This is a genomic window from Roseisolibacter sp. H3M3-2 (assembly GCF_029211165.1).
Classification (GTDB): Bacteria; Gemmatimonadota; Gemmatimonadetes; order Gemmatimonadales; family Gemmatimonadaceae; genus Roseisolibacter.
Genome location: NZ_JARGEK010000118.1, coordinates 1 through 12,736, shown reverse-complemented (window position 1 = coordinate 12,736; position 12,736 = coordinate 1). Strand labels below are relative to the sequence as shown.

Sequence of the window (12,736 nt, the reverse complement as noted above, 5' to 3'; positions counted from 1 at the left end):
CGACTTGCCCCGGGGGCGGCGGGCGCCGTCGGGCCGGCGGGCCCGGTCGGGCCGACCGGCGCGACCGGGGGGCAGGGGCCGATGGGCCCCGCCGGACCGGCGGGCGCGCCCGGCGCGACCGACCACGCGGCGCTCACCAACCTCGCCAGCGACGGCCACCCGCAGTACCTGCGCGTCGACGGCGCGCGCGCGCTGACCGGCAACCTCCCCCTCGGCGGGAAGAAGATCACCGGCCTCGCCGCCGGCACCGCGGCCGACGACGCGCTGCGCTTCGACCAGGCGCTCAAGCCGGCCGACGCGGCGGGCGGCGACGCCACCGGCACCTTCGGCGCGCTGACCGTCGGCCGGCTGCAGGGGCGGGCCGTGGCCGCGACCGCGCCGACCAACGGCCAGGTCCTCGCCTGGAACGTGGCCGCGTGGGCGCCCGTCGCGGCGGCCTCGGGCGGCGCGAGCGCGCACGCCGCGCTCACCGGCCTCTCGGCGGACGACCACCCGCAGTACCTGCTGGCCGGGGCGCGGGCGGCGACCGACGGCTTCGCCGTCACCGGCACCGTGGGCGCGGGGACGACGCCGGCCAGCGGCGCCGGCGCGCGCGTCATGTTCGTGCCCGCCCGCGCGGCCTTCCGCGCCGGCCACGTCTCGGCCTTCGGCGCGGCCTACTGGGACGCCGGCAGCCTCGGCGTCGGCTCGGCGGCGTTCGGCGACAACACGCGCGCCAGCGGGGACAACTCGTTCGCCGCCAACCTCACGACCACCGCGTCGGGCTCGGAGTCGGTGGCGCTCGGCAACAACGGCACCGCCTCGGGGCAGCGCTCCTTCGCCTTCAACGGCACCGCGTCGGCGCTGGCCGCGGTCGCGATCGGGAGCGGCGCCCAGGCCACCAACGACGAGGCGATCGCGATGGGCCCCAGCTCGATCTCCGGGGGCCTCGCGTCGATCGTCCTCGGGCCGAGCATCGCCAACGGCAACTTCGGCGTCGCGATCGGGCTGCAGAACAGCGCCAGCGGCCAGTTCTCGGTCGCGATCGGGAAGAACGCGCGCACCGCGCACCGCCAGGGCTCCGTCGTCCTCGGCGACGGCTGCGCCGGCTTCTCGTCCGACTCGGTCTATCCGACCGCGAACAACCAGTTCGTGGCCCGCGGCTGCGGCGGGATCAAGTTCTACACGTCGCAGAACCTCTCGACGGGCGTCGAGGTGGCGGCCGGCGGCGGCTCGTGGAACACCATCTCCGACCGCCGCCGCAAGGAGAACTTCGGCGCGGTGGACGGCGACGCGATCCTGCAGCGCCTGCGGGCCGTCCCGGTGTCGTCGTGGAACTACATCGCGCAGGGGGCGGCGATCCGCCACATCGGCCCGATGGCGCAGGACTGGGAGGCCGCGTTCGGGCTGAGCGGCGACGCGACGACGATCAACACCGGCGACGTGGACGGCGTGGCCATCGCCGCCATCCAGGCGCTCGAGGCCCGCACGCGGGCCCAGGCCGCCGAGCTCGCCGCGCTGCGAGAGCAGGTGAAGGCGCTGGAGGCCGCGGTCGCCGCGCTGACGCGGAAGCGCTGAGCGGGGAATCGGATCGAACGGATCGGACCGAACCCTTTCGATCCGAGCCTGCTCTTCGCTCAGTAAACAATTTCTCAGAACTTGACTTTCCGATCGCCGTCGACGAGTCTGCGGGCATGACGACGCGCTCCTCCCACCCCATGCCGATGTGCATGTGGCGCCACGCGGCCTGTATGGCCGACGCGGCGACGGGCGCGCACGTGCATCCGGCCGGCTAGGGGTCCCGACCTCCGACGCCCGCCTCCTCCGCACCGCCCCGGTCCCGCACCACGGACCGGGGCGGTTTCGCATTCCGTCCCGACGGCCATGACGATCGCCATCTTCCACGAGCACCCCGACTGGTTCCGCCCGCTGTTCGCCGAGCTCGAGCGGCGCGGGATCCCGTACGAGCGGATCGACGCCGCCGCCCACGTCTACGACCCGTCGGAGACCGACGTCCCGTGGTCGCTGGTGTTCAACCGCGCGTCGCCGTCGGCGTACCTGCGCGAGGCCCGCCAGACGACGTTCCACACGCTGCACTGGCTGCGGCACCTCGAGCGCCTCGGCGTCCCCGTGGTGAACGGGAGCCGGCCGTACGCGATGGAGCTGTCGAAGGCGACGCAGCTCGACCTGATGACCGAGCTCGGCGTGCCGTTCCCGAGGTCGCGCGTCATCAACCACCCGTCGCAGGCGGTGGCCGCCGCGCGCGGGCTGCGCTACCCGGTGCTCGTGAAGGCGAACGTCGGCGGGAGCGGGGCGGGGATCGTCGGCTTCGACACCGAGGAGGCGCTGGCCGCCGCCGCGGACGCCGGGCTCCTCGACCTCGGCGTCGACGGCACCGCGCTGGTGCAGGAGCAGGCGCCGCTGCGCGACGGGCGCATCACGCGCGTCGAGACGCTGGGCGGCGTGTACCTGTACGCGATCCACGTCTACCCGGCCGACACGGGCTTCAACCTCTGCCCCGCCGACGCCTGCCAGACGGGCGAGGGGGTGGAGCTGTCGCGCAGCGCCTGCGCGCTCGACGCGCCCAAGAACGGGCTGCGCGTGGAGCAGGCGCACCCGCCCCGCGAGGTGATCGAGGCCATCGAGCGGATCTCGCGCGCCATCGGCCTCGACGTCGGCGGCATCGAGTTCCTCGTCGACGACCGCGACGGGCGGTGGTACGTGTACGACATCAACGCGCTGTCGAACTTCGTGGCCGACGCGGTGAACGTGGTGGGGTTCGACCCGTTCGCGCGCCTGGTCGACTACCTCGAGACGCGACGTTCCGAGACGCTCGGCGCTCCGCGCTCGGCGCTCGCTTCGTCGGACGTGGAAGCGAGCGCCGAGCGCCGGGCGCCGAGCGAGCCGCAGGAGGTCGGGGTCTGATGCGGTACGGCTACTGGATGCCCGTCTTCGGCGGCTGGCTGCGCAACGTCGAGGACGAGGGGATGCAGGCGAGCTGGGACTACGTGAAGCGGCTCGCGCGGCGCTCGGAGGAGATCGGCTACGACCTGTCGCTGGTCGCGGAGCTGTTCCTGAACGACATCAAGGGGATCGAGGCAGACTCGCTGGAGGCGTGGACCACCGCCGCCGCGCTGGCCGCGGTCACCGAGCGGCTGGAGCTGATGGTCGCCGTGCGGCCGACGTTCCACCCGCCGGCGATCCTCGCCAAGCAGGCGGCGACGCTCGACCACCTGAGCGGCGGGCGGCTGTCGCTGAACGTCGTGTCGTCGTGGTGGAAGGACGAGGCGCGGCGCTACGGCGTGCAGTTCGACGAGCACGACGACCGCTACGCCCGCACCGCCGAGTGGCTGGAGGTGCTCGACGGCGCGTGGCGCGAGAGCGGCTTCTCGTACGCGGGGAAGTACTACCGCAGCGAGGAGACGGTGCTGTCGCCCAAGCCGCTGCGCCTCCCGGGGCGCCCGCGCCCCACGCTCTACGCGGGCGGGGAGAGCGAGGCCGCCAAGTCGCTCATCGCCGCCCGGTGCGACGCCTACGTCATGCACGGCGACCCCGTCGACGTGATCGCCGCCCGCGTCGCCGACCTGCGCGCGCGCCGCGACGCGCTCGGCCTGCCGCCGCTGACGTTCGGGATGGCGGCCTACGCCATCGTGCGTAGCACCGAGGAGGAGGCGCGGCGCGAGCTGGCGCGCATCACGACCGTGCGCCCCGACTCGCCCGGCTTCGCCAACTTCGGCGACTGGACCACCAACACGCAGCTGGAGCGCCCGCTGGCGCTGCAGGACTACTCGGTCTCGAATCGCGGGCTGCGCGCCGGCTTCGTCGGCACCGCCGAGCAGGTGGCCGACCGCGTGCGCGCCTACCAGGCCGCCGGCGTCGACCTCGTGCTCCTGCAGTGCAGCCCGCAGCTGGAGGAGATGGAGCGGTTCGCGGCGGAGGTGATGCCGCTGGTCGATCCGTCCGACACGCGGGCGGCCGCCTGAGGGCTGCTGCGGGCTGCGGGCTGCGGATCAGGAGCGAACCCGCCGCCCGCAGCCCGCAACGTCCGCCACACGATCCCACCCCCGCGCATGTCCGACGGCTCCCCCAAGCGCCTCCTCCACCCCGAGACGCTCGCCATCCGCACCCAGGCCGCCCGCTCCGCGGAGCGCGAGCACTCGGTGCCCCTCTTCCTCACCTCGAGCTTCACCTTCGACAGCGCCGAGCAGGCGCGCGCGCTGTTCGCCGACGAGGTGCCGGGGAACATCTACTCGCGCTACTCGAACCCGAACACCGACGAGTTCGTGCGCAAGATGTGCGTCCTCGAGGGGGCCGAGGACGGCGTCGCGTTCGCGAGCGGGATGGCGGCGGTGTTCGCGACGCTGGCGGGGCTGCTGCGGCGCGGCGACCACGTGCTGGCGTCGCGCGCGCTGTTCGGGTCGACGCACCAGCTGCTGATGACGCTCCTGCCGCGGTGGGGCGTCACGGCGACGTACGTCGACCCCGGCGCGCCCCCCGAGGCGTGGGCGGCCGCGGCCACCGACGCCACGCGGCTCGTGTTCGTCGAGACGCCGTCGAACCCGGGGCTCGACCTCGTGGACCTCGACTGGCTGGGGGGCTTCTGCCGCGACCGCGGGCTGACGTTCGTGGTCGACAACTGCTTCACGACGCCGATCCTCCAGCAGCCGATCCGCCACGGCGCGCACCTGGTCGTGCACTCGGCGACCAAGTTCCTCGACGGGCAGGGGCGCGTGCTCGGCGGGGTGGCGGTGGGGGCGGCGGAGCTGGTGAAGGAGATCCGCTGGTTCGCGCGGCACACCGGGCCCGCGCTGGCGCCGTTCAACGCCTGGGTGCTCTCCAAGAGCCTGGAGACGCTGGCGGTGCGCATGGAGCGCCACGGCGCCAACGCGCTGGCGCTCGCGTCGCGGCTGGAGGGGCACCCCGAGCTGGAGGCGGTGCGCTACCCCTTCCTCCCCAGCCACCCGCAGCACGCGCTCGCGGCGCGGCAGATGCGCGGCGGGGGCGGGATCGTCGTGCTGGTGGTGAAGGGGGGGCTGCCGCGCGCGCGCCGCTTCCTCGACGCGCTGCGGCTCCTGTCGCACAGCCCCAACCTCGGCGACACGCGCACCATCGTCACGCACCCGACGTCGACCACGCACTCCAAGCTGAGCGAGGAGGAGCGGCTGGCGCTCAACATCGTCCCGGGGCTGGTGCGGATCTCGGTGGGGCTGGAGCACGTGGAGGACGTCGCCGACGACGTGGAGCAGGCGCTGGCTGCATCGGCGTGACCCTGCGACCTGCGACCTGCGACCTCAGGACGCTCCGAGGTCGCAGGTCGCAGGTCGCAGGTGGCCCCGGCGGGACTTAGGTTTGGGGGTCCACGAACCCCACGGGAAATGCGCCGCACGCTCGCCAAGTCCAAGATCCACCGCGCCACCCTCACCGGCGCCGACCTGCACTACGAGGGGAGCCTCACGGTCGACCGCGACCTGATGGACGCCGCCGACCTGCTGGCGTTCGAGAAGGTGCAGGTCGTCAACGTCAACACCGGCGCGCGGCTCGAGACGTACGTCATCGAGGGCGCGCGCGGGAGCGGGACCATCCAGCTCAACGGCGCCGCGGCGCGCCTCGGGATGCCGGGGGACCTCGTCATCGTCATCAGCTACGGCGAGTACGAGCCGCACGAGCTCCCCGACTTCTCGCCGAGGATCGTCTTCGTCGACGCGCAGAACCGGCAGTGCGCGCCGCACGACGGGAAGGAGCTGGAGGAGGGGCGGCACGAGGCGTGACCGCGCCCGACGACCCGACCGCCGCGCGCCTCGCCGAGAGCTGGGTCGCGAACGCCGACGCGTGGACGGCGGCGGTGCGCGACGGGGCGATCCCGAGCCGCCGCGCGGGCACCGACGCGGCGATCGTCGCCGCCTGCGCCGACGCCCTCCCCGCGCCCGCCGGCACGCCGGTGCTCGACCTGGGGTGCGGCGAGGGGTGGCTGGCGCGCGCGCTGGCGCTGCGCGCGGCGCGCGTGACGGGCGCCGACGGGCTCGCGCCGCTCGTCGAGGCCCCGCGCGCGCCCGACCCGGCGTCGCGCTACGCGGTCGCGGGCTACGACGCGCTGGTCGCCGACGACGCGCTGCTCGCCGGCCCGTTCGACCTGGTCGCGCTCAACTTCGCGCTGCTCGGCGACCCGGTGGCGCCGCTGCTGGCGGCGTGCGCGCGGCGCCTCGCCCCCGGCGGCCGGGTCGTGATCCAGACCGTGCACCCGTGGGCCGCCGCCGGCGACGGCGCGTACGCCGACGGGTGGCGCGAGGAGACGTTCGCGGCGTTCGCGATCCCGTTCCCGATGCACATGCCGTGGTACTTCCGCACGCTCGCGGGGTGGGTCGAGGCGCTCGCCGCGGCGGGGCTGCGGCTGGAGCGGCTCGGCGAGCCTGTGCATCCCGACACGCGGCGCCCCCTCTCGCTCGTGTTGACCGCGCTCCGACGCTGACGCGGCTGGCGGGCGGCGGGCGGGGCGGGCACGTTGGACGCGTCGGCGCGCGGGGGTCCCGCGGCGCGCCGCCCGTCCCTCCAGCCCATCGCCCCATGCCTCTCCGCCCGGAGCTCCGGGTGGCCGCGTGCCTGGTCGTCGCCCTCCCGGCGGCGGCACGCGCGCAGCTCACCATCACCGGCCGCGTCACCGACGACGGCGGCCGCCCCATCCCCGGCGCGCAGGTCGGCGTCGTCGGCACGCCCGTCGGCGCGCTCGCCGGCGACGACGGCACCTACCGCCTCGTCGTGCGCGAGCCGCGCGGGCCGACGCCGCTGCTCGTGCGCTACGTCGGCTACCGCCCCGGCCGCGCCACCGTCGCGCAGACGTCGGGCGCCGCGACGCAGGACTTCCAGCTCGTGCGCGACGTGCTGCAGCTGTCGCAGATCGTCACCACCGGCACCCGCACCGAGACCGAGCGCGCGCAGCTCGGCGCCACGCTCGCCACCGTGCAGGGCGACCAGATCGCCAACGCCGCCACGCCGCAGCTCGACGTCGCGCTGGCCGGCAAGGTCTCGGGCGCGCTGATCCAGCAGAACTCGGGGACCCCGGGCGGCGGCACCTCGGTGCGCATCCGCGGCCTCTCGACGATCAGCCGCAGCGCCGAGCCGCTCTACATCATCGACGGCGTGATCGTCGACAACTCGTCGCGGCAGCTGGTCGACCTGGGCGGCTACACCACCAACCGGCTGGCCGACCTCGACCCGAACGACATCGAGCGCATCGAGGTGGTGAAGGGGGCCGCGGCGGCGGCGCTCTACGGCTCGCGCGCCAACGACGGCGTGGTGCAGATCTTCACCAAGCGCGGGCGCGCCGGCGCGCTGCGCACCACCGTGCGCCAGTCGCTCGGCATGGACGAGGTGGAGCGCTTCGTCCCGGTGAACCGGGCGCCGACGAACCTCGCCGGGCAGCCGGTGACGCGATACGACTACCAGGACGACATCTTCCGCACCGCGCGCTCGTACAACACCGCGGTCAACCTGTCGGGGGGCGACGAGCGCACGCAGTTCTACCTCGCCGGCGCGCTGCAGGACCAGCAGGGGGTCATCCAGGCCACCGACTACCGGCGCCAGAACCTGCGGCTGAACCTCGACCGGCAGCTCAACGACCGGGTGCGGCTGTCGGCGAGCACGAGCTACATCAGCAGCGACGCCGACCTCTCGCCCAACGGCGGGATCGTCGCGCAGTACGGCGTGCTCACGAACTTCCTGTTCATGAGCAACGACCGGAGCCTCTACCGCGACCCGGTCACGGGGCAGTTCCCGCTCGGCCAGTCGGCGGCCAACCCGCTCGACGTGATCGCCAACTGGCGCGCGCCGCAGGAGGTCACCCGCTACGTCGGCGGGCTCCAGCTGCAGGCGACGCCGCTGGACGCGGTGACGGTGGACTACCGCTTCGGCTACGACGGCTACACCGAGAACGCGTCGATCTTCATCCCGCGCGGCACCACCGCGACCGCCTTCCCGACCGGGCTGGCGACGCAGGCGAGCAACCGCGCGCGGCTGCTCAACTCCGACCTCGACGTGGCGTGGCGCGCCCGCCCGGCGGCGTGGCTGCAGCTGACGCCGAGCGTGGGGATGAACTGGCAGCAGCAGCGCTTCGACGTGGTGACGAGCCGCGCCGAGGACCTGGCGCTGTTCACCGACGTGCTGCAGGGGAGCCGCCAGTTCGCCACGCAGGGGCGCGACGACCGCCGCACGCTCGGCTTCTACGGGCAGCTGCAGGCCGGCGTGTCCGAGCTGCTGTTCGTCACCGCCGCCGTGCGCTCCGACGCCTCCAGCGCGTTCGGCGCCGACGAGCGCACGCAGTACTTCCCGAAGCTCGGCGCGTCGTTCGACCTCGGGAACACCGGGTTCTGGCGCGACCTGGCCGGGAACGCGGTCAGCCGGCTGCGGCTGCGCGCGGCGTTCGGCTACTCGGGCGGGCAGCCCGCCGAGAGCTTCGCCCGCTTCTCCAACTACACCTTCGAGCCCGCGGGGACCTTCTCGGGCGTGGCCAACAGCACGACGCAGGGGAACGAGGGGCTCAAGCCGGAGCGCCAGCGCGAGACCGAGCTGGGCGCCGACGTCGAGTTCCTGCGCGGGCGCGTGGGCGTCGAGGCGACGTGGTTCGACAAGACGACGTCGGACCTGATCCTGCCGCGCGCGGTGCGCCCGTCGAGCGGCTTCCTCGACCAGCTGGCCAACGTCGGCGAGATGCGCAACCGCGGCCTCGAGCTGCTGGTGCGCTCGGTGAACGTGCAGGGGCGGCGCTTCGGCTGGAACACGAGCGCCACGCTGACCACCAGCGACCCCGAGGTGACGCGCCTCTCCACCGGCGGCGCGTTCTTCATCCCGGGGAGCTTCAACATCGTGCGCGTCGCCACCGAGCCCGGCGACGGCAGCGCGCCCGGGCACTTCCACGGCACCACGTACGTGCGCGACGCGCAGGGGCAGATCCTCGACGCGCAGGGGCGGCCGATCCAGGACGCGAGCGGCCGCATCGTCGGGATCCCGGCCATCGGGCCGCGCCTGGTGATCGGGAACCCGAACCCGAAGCGGTACTTCTCGGTGTCGAACGACTTCACCGTCGGGCGCCGGCTCTCGTTCCGCGCCCAGTTCGACGGCGTCGGCGGGGTGGACGTGTTCAACTTCGACCGCCGCCTGCTCGAGACGCCGGCGTTCGGGTCGGGCGCCGAGTACGCGCGCGAGCTGACGGGCGAGGTGCCGCGCGGCTACTTCGCGGCGCGCCGCGGCGTGTTCGAGGAGTACGTCGAGAAGGGCGACTTCGTGAAGCTGCGCGAGCTGTCCGTCAGCTACACCGTCGACGCCGGGCTGCTGCGCCGCCTCGGCGCGCGCGGGGCGCAGGGGGCGACCATCACCCTGGCCGGCCGCAACCTGAAGACGTGGACCGACTACACCGGCTGGGACCCGGAGACGAACGCCGGCGCGCAGAGCACGCTCGTGCGCGGCTTCGCCTTCGCGACCACGCCGATCCCGCGCAACGTGACGGGCGCCGTCACCATCAACTTCTGAGGCGCCGCATGCGACTCCGCATCCTCCCCGTCGCCGCGGCGGCCCTGCTGGCCGGCTGTGCGCTCGACGTCTCGAACCCCAACGCCGCCACCGAGGAGGCCGTCCTCACCTCGGCGGCCGGCGCCCGCGCCGCCGCCGTGGGGCTGCAGGGGCGCTTCGGCAACGCGCTGGAGCACGCCATCTGGGTCCCCGGGCTGATCGCCAACGAGCTGGGGACGCTCACCAACTCGCAGTCGCAGCAGCGCGAGTTCCAGCGCTTCCCGACCACGTCGCTCAACACGCCGATCCAGACGGTCAACGCCGACCTGCTCGCCTTCTGGTCGCGCCAGTACGCCGTCGTGCGCGCCGCCGACGACGTGCTGGGCGCGGCGGACCGGGTGACGCTGGCCCCCGGCACGAAGTCGGGGATCACCGCCCTGGCGCGCACGCTCAAGGCGGCCAGCTTCTGGACGCTCGCCGAGGCGTGGCAGCAGATCGTGCTGGAGCCGGCGGCCGAGAGCCCGACGTTCGTCGACCGCGCGGCCGCGCTGGCGCGGGCGCTCGAGCTGCTGGCGCAGGCGCGCGCCGACCTGGCCGCGCAGGCGCCGTCGACCGAGTTCACCTCGCAGGTGCTGCTGCCCGGCTTCGACCTGCCCAACACGATCCGCGCCTACCAGGCCCGCGTCGCGCTGGCGGCCGGCCAGTACGAGCAGGCGCTGACCTTCGCCAACGAGGTGCCGACCACGGCGACGTCGGAGTACCGCTTCTCGACGGTCGACCCCAATCCGGTGTGGGCGACGTTCACCTCCAACCGCTACTTCTCCGCGCTCGCCACGCTGCGCACGACGGCCGAGGCGGGGGACGCGCGGGTGGCGCGCCTGCTCGGCACGACGGCCATCGACTCGCTGGGCGGCGCGCGGACGCTGCCGCTGCTCGTCTACCGCAACCCGGGCGACGCGTACCCGCTGTTCACGCAGGACGAGCTGACGCTCGTCCGCGCCGAGGCGCACGCGCGGCTGAACCGCCTGCCGCAGGCGATCGTCGAGGTCAACCGCGTGCGCACCGCCGCCGGCCTGCCCGCGCGCACGGCCGCCGAGCTGTCGACGCAGCAGGCCGTGCTCGACGAGATCCTGCGCCAGCGCCGCCTGTCGCTCCTCCTCACCGGCCAGGCGTGGGCCGACCTGCGCCGCTTCGGGCGGACGGCCGAGGCGCGGGTGGCGTGGCTGCCGTACCCGGAGCAGGAGCGGGCGTCGAATCCGGGGACGCCGGGGAATCCGTAGACGGGGGAGAGCTGCGACCTGCGACCTGCGACCGTCTGCTCTCGCAGGTCGCAGGTCGCAGGTCGCAGGTCGCAGGTCGCAGGTCGCAGGTCGCAGGTCGTTCGCGGAACGCCCTTTGCGCCCCCAGCCCGCATGCCCCCCCGCAAGCGTCCGCCCAAGCGCCCCGCCCGCACCACCGCCCCGCGCCCCACCCGCGCTGACGACGCGGCGGGGGCGCGCGGCACGCTGATCATCGTCGGCGGGCACGAGGACAAGACCGACGAGCGGCTCATCCTCACCGCGCTCGCGCGGCGGGTGAACGGCGGCCGGCTCGTCGTCGCCACCGTCGCCAGCCAGGAGCCCGACGCGCTCTGGCGCGACTACGAGGCGGTGTTCGGCGACCTCGGCGTGCGGCACGTCGTGCACCTCGACGTGCAGAGCCGGCAGGAGGCGCAGGAGCCGGACCGGCTGCGGCTGCTCGACTCGGCCGACGCGGTGTTCTTCACCGGGGGCGACCAGCTCAAGATCACCAGCCAGCTCGGCGACTCGCCGCTCTACGAGCGCATCCGGCAGATCTACCTGGAGGGCGGCACCGTCGCCGGCACGTCGGCCGGGGCCAGTGTGATGGCGGAGACCATGCTCGTCTCGGGGGAGAGCGACGCGTCGCCGCGGATCGGGACCGGCGTCCGCATGGCCCCCGGGCTCGGCCTCTTCCCCGGCGCCATCATCGACCAGCACTTCGCCGAGCGGGGGCGGGTCGGCCGCCTCGTCGGCGCCGTCGCGCAGAACCCGCGAATCCTCGGCGTCGGCATCGACGAGGACACAGCGATCGTGCTGGAGCCCGGCGGCTGCTTCTCGGTGCTCGGCCGCGGCGCCGTCTACGTGCTCGACGGCGCGCGCGTGACCTACTCGAACCTCACCGAGGAGGAGACCGACCGCGCGCTGTCGACCTTCGACGTGCGGCTGCACATGCTGACCATGGGCGACGCCTTCGACCTGGCGACGCGCACCCCGGCCAACCGCCCCGCCGAGGAGGCGGAGCGGGAGCTGGTGGACGAGGCGAAGCCGGCCCGGCGGCCCAAGCGCGCGCCGCGCCGCAAGCCGGCCGCGACGCGCGGCTGACTCACCCCGGCGGCGCGCCGTCGTCGAGCATCGGGACCGCGCTCGGCGCCCGCCGCTCCTCGACCACGATCGCCAGCTCGCGCTCGCGCAGGTCGAGCACGTGCCCCGCGCCCACCAGGCCGACGCGCATGTAGCTGAGCGTCATCGTCGCGTCGCGCGCGCCGGCCTCGTTGGCGGTGTCGTAGTGGATCGTGCGCCCGTCCACGAACGTCACGCTCCCGCTCCCGACCACCTCGCCGAGGCGGCCGCGCACCACGAGCGCCGTGTCCTCGTCGATGCCGAGCCCCAGCAGCTCGGGGTTGCGCGCGACGGCCGTGAAGAGCCGGTGCAGGCGCCGCCGCTCGGCGAAGTGCGTGTCGATCATCGTGTGGAAGCCGAGGAGCCCGAGCCCGGGGCCCAGGTACATCTCGGTGTGCGCGCCCCGCTCGTCGGGCTCCCCGTTGGCGAGGATCGTCTCGGTCAGCGCGGCGGCGCCGGCGCTGGTGCCGCACACCGGGACGCCCGCGGCGTGCGCCTCGCGGATCGCGCGGGCCATCGCCGACCCGCCGATGGTCGCCATCAGGTGCACCTGGTCGCCGCCGCCGAGGAAGATCCCGTCGGCGCCGCGGATCATGCGCGCCAGCCCCTCGTCCTGCGCGAACGAGCGGCGGTCGACGATCGGGAAGTCGACGTGCGTCGCGCCGGCGCGCGCGAAGTCGCGGCGCCACGCGCGCGCCGCCCCCACCGGGTCGCCCGACGCGGTGGTGAAGCCGATCACCGTCCCCCCGTCGCGCGCCCGCGCGGCGTCGAGGAAGCGGCCGAGCGCCTGGCCGGCGGGGTCGCAGTTGCCGCCGATGAGGATCAGCGCGCCCGCGGCGTCGTCGGCGCGGCGGCGCTGG

The 12,736-nt window shown here is 74.5% G+C and carries 10 protein-coding genes; 9 read left to right on the top strand and 1 reads right to left on the bottom strand.

What is annotated here, in order from left to right; translation table 11 throughout:
- The 9 genes from PYV61_RS11665 to PYV61_RS11625 all read left to right on the top strand — a co-directional run.
- On the top strand, positions 1–1,557 hold a 1,557-nt coding region (locus tag PYV61_RS11665), incomplete at its 5' end, for a tail fiber domain-containing protein (RefSeq protein ID WP_275831615.1).
- Positions 1,558–1,863: 306 nt separating this feature from the next.
- Complete coding sequence (locus PYV61_RS11660; protein WP_275831613.1) at positions 1,864–2,904, top strand: hypothetical protein; 1,041 nt, start codon at positions 1,864–1,866, stop codon at positions 2,902–2,904.
- On the top strand, positions 2,904–3,962 hold the full coding sequence (locus PYV61_RS11655) for an LLM class flavin-dependent oxidoreductase (RefSeq protein ID WP_275831611.1): 1,059 nt from the start codon (positions 2,904–2,906) through the stop codon (positions 3,960–3,962). Before PYV61_RS11660 ends, PYV61_RS11655 begins: the two co-directional genes overlap by 1 nt.
- 87 nt (positions 3,963–4,049) lie before the next feature.
- Positions 4,050–5,246 (top strand): PLP-dependent transferase, encoded by a 1,197-nt coding sequence (locus PYV61_RS11650; protein ID WP_275831609.1) that lies wholly within the window; start codon positions 4,050–4,052, stop codon positions 5,244–5,246.
- Between the two features lie 108 nt (positions 5,247–5,354).
- Positions 5,355–5,747, top strand: a complete 393-nt coding sequence (gene panD / locus PYV61_RS11645; protein ID WP_275831606.1) for an aspartate 1-decarboxylase — start codon at positions 5,355–5,357, stop codon at positions 5,745–5,747.
- Positions 5,744–6,445 carry a methyltransferase domain-containing protein gene (locus tag PYV61_RS11640; protein WP_275831605.1) on the top strand — a complete coding sequence of 234 codons (702 nt, stop codon included), beginning with the start codon at positions 5,744–5,746 and terminating at the stop codon, positions 6,443–6,445. The genes panD and PYV61_RS11640 overlap by 4 nt, the downstream gene beginning before the upstream one ends.
- A 95-nt stretch (positions 6,446–6,540) precedes the next feature.
- Complete coding sequence (locus PYV61_RS11635) at positions 6,541–9,498, top strand: TonB-dependent receptor (protein WP_275831603.1); 2,958 nt, start codon at positions 6,541–6,543, stop codon at positions 9,496–9,498.
- 8 nt (positions 9,499–9,506) lie between these two features.
- Positions 9,507–10,757, top strand: coding sequence for a RagB/SusD family nutrient uptake outer membrane protein (locus PYV61_RS11630; RefSeq protein ID WP_275831601.1), 1,251 nt, complete (start codon positions 9,507–9,509; stop codon positions 10,755–10,757).
- A 132-nt stretch (positions 10,758–10,889) separates the two neighbouring features.
- Positions 10,890–11,858, top strand: a complete 969-nt coding sequence (locus PYV61_RS11625; protein WP_275831599.1) for a cyanophycinase — start codon at positions 10,890–10,892, stop codon at positions 11,856–11,858.
- Between the two features lies 1 nt (position 11,859).
- Here the strand turns inward: PYV61_RS11625 and PYV61_RS11620 are convergent.
- On the bottom strand, positions 11,860–12,736 hold an 877-nt coding region (locus tag PYV61_RS11620; RefSeq protein WP_275831596.1), incomplete at its 5' end, for a cyanophycinase.